Origin of the sequence: Halobacteriovorax sp. CON-3, from assembly GCF_043196995.1 — a bacterium.
GTDB lineage: Bacteria > Bdellovibrionota > Bacteriovoracia > Bacteriovoracales > Bacteriovoracaceae > Halobacteriovorax_A.
This window is the reverse complement of the sequence record NZ_JBEBNA010000001.1, coordinates 1,367,245-1,384,685: the sequence shown is the minus strand read 5'-3', so window position 1 is coordinate 1,384,685 and position 17,441 is coordinate 1,367,245. Positions and strand designations below refer to the sequence as shown.

Genomic DNA, 17,441 nt, shown 5'->3' with positions numbered 1-17,441 from the left:
ACCATATAAATGTCACCTAATATTGGAGAATCATATGCAAAAGCAGCTTTTTTACTCGCTTTCACCTAAGTCTTTGAAATCATTCCTCGTAGAGAATGGCCAGAAGCCTTTTGTGGCAAATCAAATTCTTCAATGGGTCTATGAAAAACACGAGTACACTCCTGAGGGGTGGTCAAATATTTCTAAGAGTCTCAAAGAGCTATTAGAAGAGAACTTCGATTTTACACTTCCTAAAATTGTATGGAATGGCCTATCAAAAGATGGAACGAGAAAATTTCTTGTTGCCATGAGAGATGGAAAAACTGTTGAAACGGTTATGATTCCTGCTCGCTCAAACCGAAAAACTCTTTGTGTTTCTTCGCAAGTAGGGTGTGCAATCGGCTGTACTTTCTGTCATACCGGAACAATGGGGCTGATGCGCCACCTTGAGGCCGGGGAAATTATTGGCCAATTTCTGGCCGTTACAAAATTTCTAAGAGAAAAAGTTGGGCCAGAAGAACGACTATCAAATGTTGTCTTTATGGGCCAAGGTGAACCTCTTCATAACTTTGAACAAGTTAAGGCAGCAACTGAACTTATGGTTGATGAAAAGGCCTTAGGCCTTTCTCAGAGGCGAGTAACGATTTCAACATCGGGATTAGTTCCAGCAATTAAGAAGCTAGAAGAATTCCCATCTGTTAATATTGCTATTTCTCTGCATGCTGCTCACAATGAGATTCGTACAGAACTTATGCCAATTAATAAGGCCTATGATCTGGACAGGCTTCTAACGGCGATTAAGGAAATTCCACTTAAGGCCCATCGCTATATTACTTATGAATATCTTCTCATTGACCAGTACAATGATCGCGCCGAAGATGTTGAAGCACTTTTAAAACTTCTTCCTAAGAAAGTATCTAAAGTGAATCTGATTCCTTTTAATGAGTACCCTGAATCGAATTTTAAACGCCCAAGTGTTAGCCGTATCAACTGGTTTAAGAATCAACTTGATAATGGTGGAATCACGACAACAATTCGTACGACAAAGGGGAGTGATATCTTAGCGGCCTGTGGCCAGCTTAAGAGTGAGCTAGAAAAAGATCTAAATCTTTGGAAATAAGATTACTTCTTATTTTCGTAATCCCAATACTTAACATTTGTATTTTTAGAAGATGGAAGACGCTTTGACTTCTCCGACTTAGAGTCGTCTTCAACTTGATATGAGTCTTCCCAAGATTCTTGAGTCTTATGGTGGACTACTTTCTTTTTAAATGAAATTGGTTTTTTCGCTTCTTGATAAAATGAAGGAGCTTCATACTTCTCAGCAAAAACAAAGCTAGACTGAATTACTAGAGTAATTATGGCAATTGTTTTAACGCTGAAACCTTTCATATATCCCTCACTTCGCATTTGCGGTTTTATTCCTCTATCTTTTCGGATAGGGACAAATTTACTTTAATCGGCAAGTTTGTAACATGTTAAAAAGTTTACGAAATCCAATATTTTTGGGAAGATAGAAGGGTAGATTTATAAGCTCAGGGAGGATGCTTTGTCGAATACAAAATCAAAAGATCGTGCGGTCATAGGCCTTATGGCAATGGTTGCAGTTTTCTTCGTTGTACTAATATTATTTTCTGCTTATACCGTGACAATTTTCAAAGGAAATAACGATATTGCTTCGTCGAGTAAGAAGTCTAAAGATAAGATTGCCCTAATTGAAGTTGAAGGTGTCATCATGGACGCTAAGAAAACAATTCAACTTCTTCACCGCGCAGAAGCGGATGAAGCAGTTAAGGGAATTATCTTAAGAGTTAACTCACCAGGTGGTGCAGTTGCTCCAACTCAAGAGATTTATCAAGAAATTTTAAGAATTAGAGGGGCGGGAAGTTACGCTGAAGTAACAAAGAATCCAAAGCCAATCTATGCATCATTCTCATCAATCGCTGCAAGTGGTGGTTACTATATTGGTGCGGCAACAGAGAAGATTTGTTCATCTCCAGGAACACTTACAGGTTCAATTGGTGTGATCATGCAATTTGTTGACCTTTCTGAGTTATACAAATTCGCCATGGTTAACCCACAAACAATTAAGGCCGGACGCTATAAAGACATTGGACAACCAAATCGTCCAATGACTAAAGAAGAAGCTGCGCTAATGGAAGAGATGACAAAAGATGTTCACAAGCAATTTATTGATGATGTTGCAGCTGAGCGTAGTGAGAAGATTAAAGGTTCAATTAACGATGTTGCTCAAGGGCAAGTCTTTTCAGGTGCACAAGCAAAGAAGCTTGGACTTGTTGATGAACTTGTTGGGCTTTGGCCATGTGCTCGCGAGCTTCATGCGAAGCTAGAGCTTGAAGGGGACTTAAACCTTTCAGAAATGAAGATTAAGAAGAAGGCGAACTTCTTCTCAATCATTGAAGACTTAGAAGATGTTAAAGGAGCAGTTAAGAATTTTGTAAAAGCTAACAGCTCGACGACTTTAATGTACAAATAATAGAGGCATAATGCATATATACTTAAATTGGCTACAAGATCATATACTAGCAGTTGTAGCATTCGTATTTACACTAATTCTGATCTATCACTACTTCAGTGAGAAAGACACAGGTGTAAAACTTTCTAAACGATATCGTAACTCGATCTTTGAAGCTCAGTCGAAAGTATTCTTAAATGCAACTCAATACCTAATCTCGGGAAATCGCGATCTTGCGATTAAAGAATTCTTAAGTGCCGTTGATATTAACAGAGAAACAATTGATACATACTTTGCTCTAGGTGGACTATTCAGAAGTAATGGTGAAATAGAAAAGGCCATCAGTATCCACCGCTCACTTATAGCTAGAGATAATATTTCAGAATCTCACCGCATTCGTGCTCTTAAAGAGTTAGCTATCGATTTCGATAAGGGTGGTTTTGTTGATAAGGCCATTGAAACTTATAAAGATGTCTTAAAAATCAATCGTGATGAATATGATGTTATTCAATCACTTTGTCGTATCTATGAAGATATTGGTGATTGGGATCAAGCCTATAATTATCGCATCATGCTTTCAAAAGTAGGGCATGAGAATCAGTCTGAGACGATTTCACATATTCTTGTTCAAAAGGCCAAGAAGTTCTTTGAAAATGGTCAGCTTTCTAAGGCCATTGAAGATCTTGAAGACGGTTTTCGTTTTGCACCTTCTGTATCAGCAAAGATTCTAAAACTTAGAATTCTTCTTCACGAAGGTAATGTTGATGAAGCGAAATTCTATCTCGTTGAACTTTTAAAAGAGCAGCCAATGTATGCTTCTTTTGCATTTGAATCACTTGAAGAGGGATTTAAGGGCAGTGAAGAAGAAAAAGAGAAGTATTTTAAGAGATTAAATCTTTTAATTGAATACTTCTTAGAAATGAAAGATGAAGAATTACTTTCTAACGAATCAATCATTCTTACAAAGATTAGACTTTTTAAGCAGCAGCATCAATTGCACAAAGCTTACGAATTACTAAGTGAGTGGGATAAGAACTCTAATGCCACTTCAGAAGCCTTAAAATCTGAGTATATTAAAATATTAATTGAGTTAGGTAAGAAAGAAGAGGCCGTTTCACAAACGAAAGATCTTCTAGAGAATATGCACCAAACTCTTACAAAGCACTATTGTCGTGAATGTGGCTACAACTCTGATGAGATTTTTTGGCGTTGTCCGCAATGTCACGAGTGGGAAACAATACAGTTTAGATGGAAAGTATAATGAGAATATTTCTAGTATTTTTTCTTCTTCTACCGGTCTTTGCTCAACAAAAGGCCCAGTCTCGTAATGCTCAGAAGAAGACGATTTACTACGTGCAGTCTGTTTATTCTCAGCTACACCAAAACCCTTCAAAATTCTCTCGAGTGCTGTCTACCTTTGAATGTGGACAACCTTTCTACGTCTTAAGTTCACCAATCTCTGAGTTCTATCAAGTTGAGTACTCAAATTATAAAGGTTTTATGAGTACGAATGTTCTCTCTCAAAGAAAACCAGATGGTTGTTGGCAAGATATGTATCGTCGCTTCTTTGACCAAATTGAAATTGGTGTGACTGAGATTCACTATTGGGGAAGACTACAGGATCTTCTCATTAAAGGGGAGAGTAAGTAATGAAGTACTTCTTATCACTTCTCCTTATCTTTAATATCTTTAGCTCTTATGCTCAAGAAAACCTTCCGGTTGAGAATGAATTTGTGAATTTTAATAAAATTCAAAAAGTTCTAAAGAAGGACGGACTTGAGAAGGCCGCAAAAGAAAAGGCTAAACAAGCGAAAAAGAAACAAGTTGATGTTGATGCTGTAAAAAAAGCATTCTACAACACGCCGGCCGGGAAAGATTTCTGGCATATCATGACTCAGTATTGGCTTGTTAAGAATGTAGGGATACTAAAATGGGACTTTCATAAGCCTGATTTTGGTGTTCGTGAATATTACGCTAAGTTTTTAAAAGAAGTCGGATACTTTGGTATCAAGTTTGATATTTTATATTTGAACTCACCAAATGTAACTCACTTCGGCTTTCCTCTATCGACTAATCACTACCTATTTGTGATTAGTGTTCCATTTATTAGAGCAATGGACTTATCGAAGTTACAAATCTCACTTCTTTTATTTGAAGACTTATTGAGGTTAGAGGATCAGCAATTTATTAAAAAATTTGATGATGAAACACTTTTAAAATTAATGAATAATAATTTTTATAAGAAACAATTCCCAAAGGAAGAATTTCATAAGGTTTTAACTCGTTTTAGTGATGTGGTTTTTAATACTGGTTTTACTTTCAAGGATCAGTTTAAAACAACTAAGAAAATGGATACTATTTTAAAGAATAATCCAAAGTACTGGAAAAACTATTATCACTTACTAGAGAAGATTGATTCTTTAACGAAAGGGAATTTACTTTATAAGAATTATTCAAAGATTTATCCAGCGCCTGAACTACAGCTTAATTGGATAAACCCAACGACGAATTAGTATGAAGTTATTCGCCAAAGAAAAATCTATTTATCTGGCAAAGTACGCCACATCGACAATAATATACTGGATTATTTACTTTATTCTTGTCTCAATTATTACGTTCTTCCACTTTAGACTAGGGCACAAGCTGATCATTGTAGAGAATTGGCTATACGACTTCTCTTGGCAAGTGCTAGTTACCGCAAGAATTTTAGGATACCTCGTTTCAATCTATTTCTTTTCAGATATGAAGTTTAGAGATATTAAAGGCCAGCTGTCTTTTGATTGGTACAATAGTGTTAATGTCCCAACTTATTTAATTTCGCTGGGTACACTCATTGTATTTATTTTCTTTAGTCGACCTTCTCATATGGAAAACGTGCAATTTAGTTTTTGGCAACTAATCGTTCACAATGTACTTATTTTTGCATTCTTCTTTTTTGAATTCTTGAATTCAAAAATCTTTTTAAAGTCGAGACGTGTAGGGAAGGGATTTCATATTTTAACCGAAGGCTCTCTCTTATATCTTTCTCTTTTTGTTTTATTTCCAAGAAATACGAGTTTAGAAATAGGTCATATGTTTCTATTCTTCTTAGCATATACTCATCTCTATCTATTTAATTACTCAGTACTTAAAGGGATGATTTTTATTTCAGTTGTTTTTGTACCTCTTTTTGCCTTCTTGGGTCACGATCCATTATGGGGTACATATTACTCAATATTTTTTTCAAAGTTAGGAAACCTTTTGGTTCCAGCTATTAGTTTATTAATTGTTACATCCGCATATTCATATATTTTAAAAAAGCAAGGAGAAGTATAGTGGAAGGTCATAATTTAGATATTTTCCAAATCCTCTTAGACTCAAGTATTGTCGTTAAATTAGACTTACTTCTTTTAATCTTAGCATCAGTGCTTTCATGGACGATTATTTTCCAAAAGAGATCACTTTTTAATAAAACAGAAAAGGCCAATCGCGAGTTTAAAAACTTCTTTAGTGGTGTGGCCTCTCTTGAAGAAGCATATCATGATGCTCAAACAATTGAAGATAGTCCGTTAAAGAAATTATTTCTTTCTGGTTACCGTGAACTTAAGAAAACAGAGATTGCACTAGGTGAAGACTATGGACTAATTAAAGAACATTATTCTTCAATTGCTAATCAATCAATGGAGCGTGCCTTATCAAATGAAGCAGTAGAAGTTGATCAGCAAATGAGTAATGGACTAACAACTCTTGCCTCAATTGGTTCGATTACACCATTCGTTGGTTTATTTGGAACAGTTTGGGGGATTATTGATTCATTCTCTGGCCTTGCCAGTGGTGGTGCAACGCTTGAGACTGTTGCTCCTGGGATTGCCGAAGCACTTGTTGCAACTGCCGTAGGTCTAGTGGCCGCAATTCCTGCAACTTGGTATTTTAATAAATTTGGACAAAGAAGAAATAAGCTTAGAGAACAACTTCATATCTTTGGTAATCAATTTATCAATGAAGTTGAAAGATATATTTCTTCAAAATCATAATTTAGGGGTTAGTAATGGGTATGAATTCTGGTGGTAATGGAGACGGACCGGTATCAGAGATTAACGTAACACCACTTGTTGATGTTATGTTAGTTCTACTTGTTATCTTCATGATTACAGCGCCCTTGATGTTAAATGGGATTGAACTGACTTTACCAAAGACTAAGGAAGTTAATGTGATGAGCTTAAGCTCTTCGCAAGTTGTTCTTAGTTTCACTAATTCTGAAGAGTTCTATGTGGGGAAGGATAAAATCCTCCTAAGTGAACTTATCGCTGTTGTTTCAAGTAAGCTAAAAGAAACGAAGTCGCAGACTCTATTTCTAAGAGCTGACTATCAGCTAGAGTACGGTAAAGTTGCAAAATTAATGTCTTATTTAAAATCAAATAATATAAATGATATTGCTCTGGTTACAGAGCTAGAGGATAAGTAGTATCGAAAAGGGTTTTAACAAATACATTTCTATCTCATTAGGAGCGCATGCTGTCCTAATTTTGGGACTGTATCTTCTATCGATCTTTAAGCTTGGGACTCCTTTCGACCCAAAGAGGGCCAACCTCGATAAGGTTCGCGTTATTGGTAAGGCCATCAAAGTTGATGTTGTGGCCATGCCCAAGATGACTTATCAAGAGCTTAAGAAAATGACTCCTCCACCACAAGAGCAAGTTGAGGTGGTAAAGAAGAAGGCCAAGGATACTGGTGGAAGTGACAAGGCCATTCTTGAGAAGGCTACTAAACAGAAGTCTTTAAAGGATATGCTTTCAAAATTTGCTAATCGTGATGTCAAAACAGATACAAAGAGAAAGGCAAAACCTAAGCAAAAACAAAAAATTGCTGAGGACACAACTGACTATAGCAATATTATTGCTGCTGGAAACAAATTAAGTGAAGGCTCTTCTTATACTGGAACTGGCAGTGCCCAGGCCCAAGGGGACTTTGATAATTATGTTATTTCTGTGATGGAAGCTGTTCGCAAGCATTGGAGACTTCCGGCATATCTGGCAAATCTTGAATTGTCGTGTCACGTTCAGGTCTTTATCAATTCGCAGGGAAAATTATTAGAATATAAAATTATAAAATCGAGTGGGAACGCGGAGTATGATAGCAAAGCGGTGGGATCAATTCGCGCTGTTGGATCATTTCCTCGTCCGAAAAAAGAAATTACTAATAGGCTAGTGGCCGGAGAACTCGTTCTTGCCTTTCCTATATAGGAGTTTTTATGAAGTATTTAGTATTACTACTTATATGTTTAAACGTTATTGCTGATGGTGGACTAACTGTTGTCTCTGTAGGGGACGCCGAAGTTGTTAAAGAAAGCCTACTTGTAGAAAAGATTTTTTCTGAGGGAGTCTTTACTCCTAATGAGGTTGAGCAGTCTGAGAATTATATTAATATCGTACGAAACGATTTTAAATTCTATCAGAACTACTTTAATGTTCTACCTCGCCGTATCTCGCAGACTTCTTTTGATAATGTGCGCTTTACGAATTACAAGACGAAGGAAACTAATTTCTTAGTTCGCTTTAAAATTGTAAGAACTGCAAATCAAACATCTCTTTCATATAAGCTTTGGAATATTGCAGCCGAGCAAGAACTTATTTCGAAATCAATTCCATATGATGCTAATAACCGAGAGGCCATTCACGCAGTATCTGATGAAATCTACCGCGCCATTGTTGGTAAGCCTTCTATCTTTAAGGATAAGATCGTTTTTGTTTCTGATTATAAAATGCCTGATGGAAAGAAAGAGCTATTCATCATGGACTTTGATGGTGCTAATCCAAAGAGGCTAACATGGCATAATGGTGTTGTTCTTTCTCCTGCTGTATCACATGACGGCTCAAAGATTGTTTACAGCCTTATTGATGAGTCTATTAAGGGAGCAAAGAAGAACGTAAACCTTATGCTCTATGATGTGGCCACTAAGAAGTCGACTATATTATCGAAAAGAAAGGGCCTAAACTCTGGTGCTATCTTTACTAATAATGGTGATGAAATCATTTTAACTCTTTCACATCAAGGTAATGCCGAATTATATCGCATGAACTTAAAGACTCGTGCAATTACACGCCTAACGAAAAGCTACGCACCTGATGTTGACCCATCACTTAGTGCTGATGGCTCAATCCTAACATTTCTATCTGGACGCCCAGGAAAGCCGATGATCTATACAATGGATCCAAATGGCCTAGAAAAAGATGTTAAGCGTATTAGTTATGTTGGTAAGTACAACGCCACTCCACGTTTTCACCCAAGTGCTTCAGAAATTGTTTTCTCAAGCTGGTTAGATAATCGCTTTGACCTCTTTAAAGTAGGATCAGATGGCCAAAACCTTCATCGTTTAACGAAGGATTTCGGTTCAAATGAGGATCCAGAGTACTCAAAAGATGGACAGTTCATTATTTTTACAAGTTTGAGGGTTCTTTCACAGTCGAGGGCCACTCAAAGTGTCTATATTATGGACACTTGGGGCAAAATCCTAGGGCCACTGACCTCAAATTTCGGAAAGTGTACAAGTGGTAGATGGCTTAAGTCACTATAATCACAGTAAAAGTATATTTTTTTTGAACAACCGAGTATTTTAGTCTTGTAAAAAATTCAGACGCGCTGTATCATGAATTTAGTTTAACGCTTCGCAGAACACACACTAAAAAATACACGGGAGTTTTTACATGACAATCGAAATGAAAAAAGAATCAACAAAAATTGAAAATCTACTGTCTACACTTCTTACGACTTTAGATGAGCAGGTTTTCTTTTCTGAACTATCAAAATTCTTTAAATCAGAAATCGTTTGTGATGAAATTATCGTAAACATTGCACATGAAGACGGAAGCTGTCGCATGGTTGCTAAGAATGCTCGCGCTGTAAAGAACGCACAAAGAATTTCAAAAGGTCTTGGTGCTGTAGGACACGTAATCAAAACTAAGCGTGCTTACTTCTCAAACAACGTACAAAGAGATCCTCTATTTGCTTCAACAAAAACAGAGATTTCTCACTCTGAACTGTGTGTTCCAATGATTATCGACGGTGTAATTATCGGTACTATTTCTTTCAAAGGAAATAGCGAAGAAGTTAACTTTAAGAAAGAAGACATTAATATGGTTATCGATAGCCTAAACTCTATCCAGAAGCCACTTAAGAATATGAAAATGTATCTATCTGCTAAGTTCCTAAATGAGTCACTTAAGCAGAAGATCGAAGAAAAAGAAAATGAACTAAAGAATTCTGTACCTGGTGTAACTCTATCTCGTTCAACAACTCAAGAGAAAGAAATCATCGGTAAGTCAGAAATTATGCAAGAGCTTCTAGTTGCAGTTGATCGTGTAGCTGCATCAGATGTTAACTCTTATATGGCAGGTGAGACTGGTGTTGGTAAAGAAATGATCGCTAGAAGAATCCACTGTCGTTCAGAAAGAAAGAATCACGCTTTCATCGTAGTAGACTGTTCAATGGGTAACGATGAGTACCTAGAGTCAGAAATCTTCGGGAAAGAAGAAGTTGATGCTGTAAGAGGTTTCAGAATTAAGAAAGGTGCTCTAGAAGCAGCTAACGGTGGAACAATCTTCATCAACAATATTGATAAAATGCCAGTTAAAGTACAGGCGAGACTAATGAGCTTCATCAACGACCTTGCTTACTCAAGAGTTGGAACTCATGAAAAACTAAGATCAAACGTAAGAATTATTGCAGCTTCTTCAATCAATATGAAAGAAAGTGTTGCTCAAGGTACTTTTAGAGAAGATCTATTCTACAACCTATCAACAATTGGTTTAAGAATTCCTTCACTAAGAGAAAGAAAGTCAGATATTGAAATTCTAGCTAACCACTTCCTTAACCTAGGAAAGTTACCAGAAGCTCAAAAGTCAATGTCTCCAGGTGTTGTTAAGCTTCTTGAAGATTACAACTGGCCAGGAAACGTAAGAGAACTTCACTCAATCATGGAAAGAGCATATGTTCTATCTCCAGGAATGATTGTTGAAAGAGATCACCTTGCTGATAGCATCAAAGTTGAGCAAGCTGAAATCTCTGAAGAAAAAGAAGAAATCAGAGTATTTAGAGAAATGACGCTAGGTGAAATCGAAAGAGAACACATCTGCCAAACTCTAGATCACTTAGGTGGTAATAAGACTAAGACAGCTAAAGTTCTTGGGATTACAGTTAAGACTCTTTATAACAAGCTGCACAGCTACGGTATGATTGAAGCAAAAGAAGCATAATCAACTCTTAAAGAAGCTTAAAGAAAATTGATAAAGCGTAATTTTGAAGTTATTATGACAGTCTAAAAGGAGAGCCCATGTCAGAAGACAATAGACTACCAAAGAACTTCAGAAGTTCACCAGATTTAGAGAACTTCTACCGCTTTATTTATGAAAATAACTTAAGAAGTGAAGCGAAGAAAATTTTTGAAGCGTTAAAAGTCGCTACAACTCCTGTAAAGAAAAGAGGAAGAAAGAAAAAGTCTTAATCCTTGTATCTATCAACAAATTCATTATAAAATATAAGATGCCCGTTAAATAACGGGCCTTCTTATATATACCAAAGGATCAACATGGAAGTTGTCTCAAACGCTAAATTAGGTCTAAAAGTTTATGATCCATTATATGGATTCATCGACTTAACTCCACTTGAGATGGAGATCATCCACAGCCCATTCTTTCAAAGGCTACGCTGGATTAAACAACTAGGGTTTTCATTCTACGTTTTTCACGGTGCTGAACACTCTCGCTACGGCCACTCAATTGGTGTACTTAATAATGCTCACCATATTCTAAGGTCAGTTGGCCGCGGTGTGGAAGATGGTGAATTATTTCAAAAAGTTCAAAAGACAAAAGAGGCCAAATATCATCAGGCCATTCGCGTCTCAGCTCTTCTTCACGATATTGGAACATTCTGTTTTTCTCACACAACAGAGATGGCCTATATCAAGATAGGGGAGACAACAAATAAGAAAGGTGGAAAGGGATTACAAGACGATCACGAAAACCTTGGCTCTTTCATTATTAAGAATACTGACTACGAAGGTGGACTTACTCGAATTTTAAAAGATCATGGAATTGACCCACAAGAAGTTTCAGACCTTGTTAAAGGTACGCACTCGTCAATTCTGGCCAATCAAATTCTTCACTCAGAAATTGACTGTGACCGCATGGACTATCTTTTAAGAGATGCTCACTATACAGGTCTTAAGTATGGAACTTACGATAGAGAATATCTTCTACACCATTTCACGACAGAGAAAGTTGCAGGTCACGATATTCTAGCAATTAAAGAAAATGCTCTTCACTGTGTTGAAGACTTTTTAAGCGCGCGCTTTGCTTGGTACTCACAAGTTATTCGATCACCACGTGGATCAAAGTATGATGCCATTGCAGATGCTCTTTGTTACCACATGCTGGAGAAAGGTCATATTTATCGCTACAGTGATCTACTTGATATTATCAGCAATGATCCAATGCGCTTTTATGGTTTTAATGACTCGTACTTTATGAATACAATTCACAAGCTACTTGTCGATGGCCAATTCGATAAATATGCAGATATCAAAGATATGGCACGTATCCTTCTTCTACGCCATGGTGCTAAGAATATTGACACAAGCGACTTCTCACAGTCTCTTCTTGAACAAGATAATATTGGCTTTAATGATAAGCTTTTTAAGAAGACAAGTAATAAGGCCAATGACATTGTTAACCTTGTGAAAGAGAAGGGGAGTGACGCTGATTGGGTTATTCCAGATATTCCTAAGAAGAAAATTATCTTTGTTAAGAGTCCAAGAGAGCTTGCTAAGAAGACAACACTTGCTAATCTTCTCTTAGAAAGAGATCCAGTTAAGATTCGTTTAGATGATGGGCAAGTTAAACTATTGGCTGATGTTGAAAATTCAATCATTTCAAAACTTTCAAATACAATGAGCTACACGCCAAATTGCTTCTGCTCTGACGGGGCATATAAATTGCTTAAAGAGCAAGGTGTGATTTAAGTTTTTTGGCCCTTTCGATTAGGGGTAAGTAGATACCTTCTAAACTTGCCCCATCGTATTCGATTCTAGTCAGGTTTCCTGTGAGTAGCTCGAGGTTAGAGTTTACAAAGAGCACTTCTGTATAGCCCTCAAATGTAGGGTAGTCTCTCACAAATGCCTTTTCTTCAATCGAATTTTCAAGATTTAAAAGTAAGCAGATGATATTTGCACTTCCTCTTCTTTGAGGAATACGAGGAATGATAAAGCTTAAATTCTCAATGAGATTATTGAGATACTCATCTCTTTGTTCTTGCCCAAAAGTAACCATGGTCTTATTCGTAATAGAAAAGAAGGTTGCCTCAACTCCCATAAAGCGATGAGACTCATTATCAATTGATAAGAGAGATATCGTTTCGTCACGAGGTGAGAGAATATACTGACAAGTTAGCTTGTCATAGGGAGGCACAAAAATGAACTCTTCAAAGCGGCCTGACGAATTTCGATTTAACCCAATGACCTCAATGAAATTAGACTCGACCTCACCACACAACATACCAACAGTGATTGCACGTATACGACTATTTTGCTCAAGATATTCATTGCAAAGAACTTTGTCTGTAAAGGCCAGGGTGACATAGACTCCGGCCTCATCAATTTTATTTGTTTTAAAACGAGGGCCAATATCGACAGGTGTATCGATGACATAGATGATGTCATAAAATGAAAGATTTCTACTTTCCCTATCTCCATCAACACTACTATCTTGTAAGAGGGAAGATAGTAGGTGAGCATCGATTTGCTTTCCATTAATTTTTTCAAGCACTTTGACCTCTCTTTTACAGATTTGCAGCTGATTCTACGTAGAAAATTTGCTTCCAGCAACAGCTGAAATATTAAGATTTACTTATTTGACGCATGTGGTCGGTCTTTTTATCTACCTTTGCTTAAAATCTGATTTTGTTATAAAATTAGAGAGTGGCAAAGAGGATTTTTGCCCAATTCAAGTTAGGAAGATTTGAATATAGAAATGAAGGACTCATATCAATGATCTCAAGCAGTTACGCGAATCAAGCAAGTAATTTATTTGGAAACCAGAATTTGAATACAAATATGTATTTTACCCTGGAAAATGTCACTGTTGATTACAACGGTATCAAGGCCATCTCCAATATCAATTTGCAAATCAGAAAAGGTGAAATTGTCTTTGTTACAGGAGCTTCTGGAGCAGGGAAGACAACGCTTTTAAATGTTCTCGCTGGTAATGTTTCACCTACTGGTGGAACGATCAAAATTGAAGATCGCATTTTTACAACACAAGTTTTTCAAGACCTAAGGCTTATTGAAAATATGAGTCTTATTGATAATTTACAATTTGCATTTGATCCAAGTGTTTACCGCTCTCGTAAAGAATTTGAGAGCGATCTAAGCGAACTAATTAAAATTCTAGGAATTAAAAATCGCGTAAATCTTAAGGCCAAGGATGCTAATGGGGGACTAAGACAAAAGGTTGCCATCATTCGCGCCCTGCTTGCTAAGCCAGATGTATTTATTGCTGATGAGCCATCAAGCTCTCTAGATTTTGATAATACAAAAAGACTTTTTGATTTATTAAATATCTATAATGCGAAAAGAGGAACAACAATTATTTGGGCCTCTCACAATCGCGAATTAGTACAACGTTTCACGGGACGTATTATCCACTTAGATAACTCTCGTCTAATCCACTCGGGGCATGCATGTTTTATTTAAAAGAATTAGCTCGTTTCACAAAAAATAATCTTTTTGGGCAAGCGCTTTTCTCTCTTTTAACAATCTCTCTTGTTATTTCTGTTTCTAATTATGACAGTTTTAAGAAGAAGATTTCAAATGCTCTTCCTGCCATTCAAAATGAGTACTACTTTAATGCTCTTGTTGATGGGGACTTAAATACAAATAGTATTTCAAGAAAGATTAAGGGATTACCTGGTGTAAAGGGTGTTGAGGCCATTAGTGCGACAAAGAGCATGGCCGTGACAAACGAGCTTAAAGATGTTCTTGAACTTGGTAAAGATGAAATCACATCAATTATTTCAATGAAGGGACTAAAAATCATCTTAGATGAAAAAGTTTCGGAGAGTTCGACAAATCTTATTAGAGAGTACTTAGTACGTCTTACTGGTAAGGATAATGTTGTTCTTGGAAGCATTAGAAAGAAGATTTCAAATACTCAATCGTGGAAAAATGTGATGACAGAACTAAAGAGGAGACCACTTCAGGTTCTTATCACAGTTCTTTCTCTGTTTTGGGTTGTTGCATTTATGACAATTAGACGCAACCTAAAGCAAGTTTCTTACCTTATTGAAAAGTTTCAAAGAAAGAAGAATGTTGCTTTCAAAATGTATACAGTAAATATCGTTGCTTCAACTCTTGTTGGTTGCGCTCTCTCATTTGCATTCTTCTCACCAAATGAAGTATTTGCATTAATTGTAAGTGGAGCATTATTAACAACTTCAGCGTGGTACACGATCGGGAAACTTGAATGGCAAAAAGCTTAGTTCTTTTCACAGTACTTTTAATCTCTTCTGTTTCAATGAGGACACAGGCCGCTCCAAGTCTTAAGGCGATTAAGGGGAAGGTTACAGACTCACGTACTAAGATTGATAATTATAAGAAATCAATCCAGTCTATTGAAACAAAGCTTCAAACTAAGAATGAAGACTACCTTCAGGCCATGAAATCTAGGCAAGACCTTGATTACCAAATATTTGAACTAGAAAAAAATCTTAACCAATCACTTTTTGATCTAGAAGCAGATAAGGTGAGAGTAAAGAAGACAATTCGCCATGTTGCTCTAAGCTATATGGAAAACTCAACTCATGAAGATCTTATCAAAAGTCAGCTTCTCTTAAGATCACTTAAGAATGAGAAGAAAGAAATTCAATCAAAGATCGATTACTGTACAAATTTAAAGAAAAAGACTTTTGAGCTTAGAACTCGTTTAACTGAAACAGTTAAAATTGAAAGAGAACTTTATACTCTACTACAAGAACTTGAGACTCGTAAGAGCTCAACTGTTCAAGAGTTTTTAACTGAAAAAGAAAATCACGAAAAACTAAAATCAGAATATAGTAAGCTAAGAAAATCTCAGCGCTTAGCGAAGCAGAAGGCCCAGGCCAAACTAAAAGCAAGAAAAGCAAAGAGTAAGAACTCTTCTTCTTCAAAGCTTGTGGCAAACTTCGCTGTTCCAGTTAAGAAGTATATCTCTACTGAAAATGGTAAGAAGGGGATAACTTATACTGTTAAGAGTGGACAAGAGATCTTTGCTACAAAGGCCGGAAAGGTCGAATACGTAGGCTCTTTAGCAAACGTTGGTAATGTTATTATGGTTGATCATGGAAATGATATCCGTAGTATTTATCTTGGAGATTTTGCTTCAAGTGTAAAGAAGGGACAGGCCGTCGATCTTGGATCTTCTGTTGCTAAAACGAGGTTCTCAATTAAGAAGGGGAATCTAAGTAAGGTTTACTTTGAAATTAGAAAGAAAAATACAGCACAAAATACAGCTCAATTAATTAATACTAAAATTAATATTTAAAATTAGGAATAATAATGAAAAAGCTATTTGTTGCTCTAATGCTGACGGCATTTGTAGCACCTGTACAAGCAAAAGAAACGACGAAGTCGCGTTTTGAAAAACTCGAACTCTTCAATAAAGTTATTCATATCATTGAAACAAATTACTACCGTAAGGTTGATATTGATAAGCTCATTGATGGAGCTTTGAAAGGGATGTTTCAAACACTTGATCCTCACTCTGCATTCTTAGATGAAGAAGTCTTTAAGAAGATGCAAGAAGATACAAGTGGAGAGTACGGTGGCCTTGGAATCGAAGTAACACAAAAAGATGGTGTTCTTGTGATCACAACTCCAATTGAAGACTCACCAGCAGAGAAAGCAGGACTTCTTCCTGGGGATAAGATTGTTGAGATCAATAATGAATCAACAATAGGTATTACTCTTGATGAAGCTGTTGATCGTATGAAAGGGGAGCTTGGGACAGTTATTAACCTAGGAATTCTAAGAGCTGGCGAAAAAGATATTCGCAACTTCAAGGTAAAGCGCCAAAAAATTAAAACAAAACCAGTTAAGTCATTTGCGGTAAATAACTACGCTGTTATTCGTTTAAGCCAATTCCAAAAGGATGCAGCAGCTTACGTTGTTAAAGCTCTTAAGAAAGAAAAGAAGAAGCTTGGAAAGAATTTTAGAGGTGTCGTTCTTGACCTTCGCTCAAATCCAGGTGGTCTTTTAAATGAGGCCGTAAACCTTTCTTCAATCTTTCTAAATGATGGTGTCGTGGTGTCAACAGAAGGGCGCGATCCGAAGAATAAAGAAATTCGCTACGTAAAAAAGAGTGGCCATAAAGAATTAGATATTCCGCTTGCTGTTCTTATTAATGGCTCAAGTGCTTCTGCTTCAGAAATTGTGGCGGGTGCCCTACAAGACCATAAGCGTGCCCTTATTGTGGGAACAAACTCATTTGGAAAGGGTAGTGTACAAACTGTTTCTCAAATTTCAGAAGAACAGGGTATCAAGCTTACGATTGCTCAGTATATGACACCAAAAGGTCGAAAAATTCAGGCCCTTGGAATTAAGCCAGATGTGCAAGTTTCTCAGGTTGAAGGGGAGTTTGTTGAAGAGCATATGTATGATGATGGTGGGGTAAGAGAAGTTGATCTTAGAAACCACTTAACAGCAACAGTTGAAACAGAAGAAGAAAAGCAGGCCCGTCTTAAGCGTGAAAAGGCAGCTCGTTTAAAGAGAATTGAAAGAGCTAAGGAAATCAATAAAAAGAAAGAAGAATCACCTGTTCACAGAAAGTATGCAGCAGACAAGGACTACCAAGTTCTGCAAGCGATTAAATTCCTAAACGCAGTCAATAAATTTTAAAATATTAAATTTTTATTCAAATATTGAATTACTTTAATAAGGCCACCTAATAGGGTGGCCTTTTTATTTTCAAAAACTTATTAAACA

At 36.7% G+C, this 17,441-nt stretch carries 19 protein-coding genes; 17 read left to right on the top strand and 2 right to left on the bottom strand.

The features are described from left to right. Nucleotides 1-34: 34 nt before the first annotated feature. Nucleotides 35-1,099: a 23S rRNA (adenine(2503)-C(2))-methyltransferase RlmN gene (gene rlmN, locus ABMA72_RS06535; protein WP_392857239.1), complete on the top strand. Its 1,065-nt coding sequence runs from the start codon at nucleotides 35-37 to the stop codon at nucleotides 1,097-1,099. A gap of 2 nt (nucleotides 1,100-1,101) precedes the next feature. Here rlmN and ABMA72_RS06530 read toward each other — a convergent pair whose 3' ends face one another. After that, complete coding sequence (locus tag ABMA72_RS06530) at nucleotides 1,102-1,371, bottom strand: hypothetical protein (protein WP_392857236.1); 270 nt, start codon at nucleotides 1,369-1,371, stop codon at nucleotides 1,102-1,104. Nucleotides 1,372-1,528: 157 nt separating this feature from the next. On the opposite strand from ABMA72_RS06530, the gene sppA reads away from it, so the two are divergent. The 12 genes from sppA to ABMA72_RS06470 all read left to right on the top strand — a co-directional run bounded on the left by sppA (nucleotide 1,529) and on the right by ABMA72_RS06470 (nucleotide 12,449). After that, complete coding sequence (gene sppA, locus ABMA72_RS06525) at nucleotides 1,529-2,476, top strand: signal peptide peptidase SppA (protein WP_392857234.1); 948 nt, start codon at nucleotides 1,529-1,531, stop codon at nucleotides 2,474-2,476. 10 nt (nucleotides 2,477-2,486) lie between these two features. Then, nucleotides 2,487-3,716, top strand: a complete 1,230-nt coding sequence (locus tag ABMA72_RS06520) for a hypothetical protein (protein WP_392857231.1) — start codon at nucleotides 2,487-2,489, stop codon at nucleotides 3,714-3,716. After that, entirely contained in the window at nucleotides 3,716-4,105 is a 390-nt protein-coding gene (locus ABMA72_RS06515) for an SH3 domain-containing protein (RefSeq protein WP_392857229.1), read from the top strand. Before ABMA72_RS06520 ends, ABMA72_RS06515 begins: the two co-directional genes overlap by 1 nt. After that, nucleotides 4,105-4,968 carry a hypothetical protein gene (locus tag ABMA72_RS06510; RefSeq protein ID WP_392857227.1) on the top strand — a complete coding sequence of 288 codons (864 nt, stop codon included), beginning with the start codon at nucleotides 4,105-4,107 and terminating at the stop codon, nucleotides 4,966-4,968. Before ABMA72_RS06515 ends, ABMA72_RS06510 begins: the two co-directional genes overlap by 1 nt. Before the next feature lies 1 nt (nucleotide 4,969). After that, on the top strand, nucleotides 4,970-5,770 hold the full coding sequence (locus tag ABMA72_RS06505; RefSeq protein ID WP_392857225.1) for a hypothetical protein: 801 nt from the start codon (nucleotides 4,970-4,972) through the stop codon (nucleotides 5,768-5,770). Beyond that, nucleotides 5,770-6,468, top strand: a complete 699-nt coding sequence (locus tag ABMA72_RS06500) for a MotA/TolQ/ExbB proton channel family protein (RefSeq protein ID WP_392857223.1) — start codon at nucleotides 5,770-5,772, stop codon at nucleotides 6,466-6,468. Before ABMA72_RS06505 ends, ABMA72_RS06500 begins: the two co-directional genes overlap by 1 nt. A 14-nt stretch (nucleotides 6,469-6,482) precedes the next feature. Continuing rightward, entirely contained in the window at nucleotides 6,483-6,899 is a 417-nt protein-coding gene (locus tag ABMA72_RS06495; protein ID WP_392857222.1) for a biopolymer transporter ExbD, read from the top strand. Between the two features lie 61 nt (nucleotides 6,900-6,960). Beyond that, nucleotides 6,961-7,677, top strand: a complete 717-nt coding sequence (locus ABMA72_RS06490; protein WP_392857220.1) for a TonB family protein — start codon at nucleotides 6,961-6,963, stop codon at nucleotides 7,675-7,677. An 8-nt stretch (nucleotides 7,678-7,685) separates the two neighbouring features. Continuing rightward, nucleotides 7,686-9,008: a TolB family protein gene (locus ABMA72_RS06485; protein ID WP_392857218.1), complete on the top strand. Its 1,323-nt coding sequence runs from the start codon at nucleotides 7,686-7,688 to the stop codon at nucleotides 9,006-9,008. 130 nt (nucleotides 9,009-9,138) lie between these two features. Beyond that, nucleotides 9,139-10,686 carry a sigma 54-interacting transcriptional regulator gene (locus ABMA72_RS06480; RefSeq protein WP_392857216.1) on the top strand — a complete coding sequence of 516 codons (1,548 nt, stop codon included), beginning with the start codon at nucleotides 9,139-9,141 and terminating at the stop codon, nucleotides 10,684-10,686. A gap of 77 nt (nucleotides 10,687-10,763) precedes the next feature. After that, nucleotides 10,764-10,934 (top strand): hypothetical protein, encoded by a 171-nt coding sequence (locus ABMA72_RS06475; protein WP_021266323.1) that lies wholly within the window; start codon nucleotides 10,764-10,766, stop codon nucleotides 10,932-10,934. Between the two features lie 84 nt (nucleotides 10,935-11,018). Then, complete coding sequence (locus tag ABMA72_RS06470; protein ID WP_392857214.1) at nucleotides 11,019-12,449, top strand: HD domain-containing protein; 1,431 nt, start codon at nucleotides 11,019-11,021, stop codon at nucleotides 12,447-12,449. Here ABMA72_RS06470 and ABMA72_RS06465 read toward each other — a convergent pair. Then, nucleotides 12,427-13,251 (bottom strand): hypothetical protein, encoded by an 825-nt coding sequence (locus ABMA72_RS06465; protein ID WP_393056561.1) that lies wholly within the window; start codon nucleotides 13,249-13,251, stop codon nucleotides 12,427-12,429. The genes ABMA72_RS06470 and ABMA72_RS06465 overlap by 23 nt on opposite strands. A 152-nt stretch (nucleotides 13,252-13,403) precedes the next feature. On the opposite strand from ABMA72_RS06465, the gene ABMA72_RS06460 reads away from it, so the two are divergent. Genes ABMA72_RS06460 through ABMA72_RS06445 form a run of 4 tightly spaced genes read left to right on the top strand, consistent with a single transcriptional unit; the run spans nucleotide 13,404 to nucleotide 17,354 of the window. Continuing rightward, a complete protein-coding gene (locus ABMA72_RS06460) occupies nucleotides 13,404-14,177 on the top strand; it encodes a cell division ATP-binding protein FtsE (RefSeq protein ID WP_392857211.1) in 774 nt (257 codons plus the stop codon). Then, complete coding sequence (locus tag ABMA72_RS06455) at nucleotides 14,165-14,962, top strand: hypothetical protein (RefSeq protein WP_392857210.1); 798 nt, start codon at nucleotides 14,165-14,167, stop codon at nucleotides 14,960-14,962. Before ABMA72_RS06460 ends, ABMA72_RS06455 begins: the two co-directional genes overlap by 13 nt. Continuing rightward, entirely contained in the window at nucleotides 14,947-16,002 is a 1,056-nt protein-coding gene (locus ABMA72_RS06450; RefSeq protein ID WP_392857208.1) for a murein hydrolase activator EnvC family protein, read from the top strand. The genes ABMA72_RS06455 and ABMA72_RS06450 overlap by 16 nt, the downstream gene beginning before the upstream one ends. Before the next feature lie 14 nt (nucleotides 16,003-16,016). Further along, on the top strand, nucleotides 16,017-17,354 hold the full coding sequence (locus ABMA72_RS06445) for a S41 family peptidase (protein ID WP_392857207.1): 1,338 nt from the start codon (nucleotides 16,017-16,019) through the stop codon (nucleotides 17,352-17,354). Nucleotides 17,355-17,441: the final 87 nt, after the last annotated feature.

Coding starts and splice junctions, on each gene's coding strand:
- ABMA72_RS06450 (WP_392857208.1), top strand. CDS start 14,947: ATGGCAAAAAGCTTAGTTCTTTTCACAGTACTTTTAATCTCTTCTGTT.
- ABMA72_RS06475 (WP_021266323.1), top strand. CDS start 10,764: ATGTCAGAAGACAATAGACTACCAAAGAACTTCAGAAGTTCACCAGAT.
- ABMA72_RS06485 (WP_392857218.1), top strand. CDS start 7,686: ATGAAGTATTTAGTATTACTACTTATATGTTTAAACGTTATTGCTGAT.
- ABMA72_RS06530 (WP_392857236.1), bottom strand. CDS start 1,371: ATGAAAGGTTTCAGCGTTAAAACAATTGCCATAATTACTCTAGTAATT.
- ABMA72_RS06455 (WP_392857210.1), top strand. CDS start 14,165: ATGTTTTATTTAAAAGAATTAGCTCGTTTCACAAAAAATAATCTTTTT.
- ABMA72_RS06470 (WP_392857214.1), top strand. CDS start 11,019: ATGGAAGTTGTCTCAAACGCTAAATTAGGTCTAAAAGTTTATGATCCA.
- ABMA72_RS06445 (WP_392857207.1), top strand. CDS start 16,017: ATGAAAAAGCTATTTGTTGCTCTAATGCTGACGGCATTTGTAGCACCT.
- ABMA72_RS06495 (WP_392857222.1), top strand. CDS start 6,483: ATGGGTATGAATTCTGGTGGTAATGGAGACGGACCGGTATCAGAGATT.
- rlmN (WP_392857239.1), top strand. CDS start 35: ATGCAAAAGCAGCTTTTTTACTCGCTTTCACCTAAGTCTTTGAAATCA.
- ABMA72_RS06520 (WP_392857231.1), top strand. CDS start 2,487: ATGCATATATACTTAAATTGGCTACAAGATCATATACTAGCAGTTGTA.
- ABMA72_RS06515 (WP_392857229.1), top strand. CDS start 3,716: ATGAGAATATTTCTAGTATTTTTTCTTCTTCTACCGGTCTTTGCTCAA.
- ABMA72_RS06510 (WP_392857227.1), top strand. CDS start 4,105: ATGAAGTACTTCTTATCACTTCTCCTTATCTTTAATATCTTTAGCTCT.
- ABMA72_RS06480 (WP_392857216.1), top strand. CDS start 9,139: ATGACAATCGAAATGAAAAAAGAATCAACAAAAATTGAAAATCTACTG.
- ABMA72_RS06505 (WP_392857225.1), top strand. CDS start 4,970: ATGAAGTTATTCGCCAAAGAAAAATCTATTTATCTGGCAAAGTACGCC.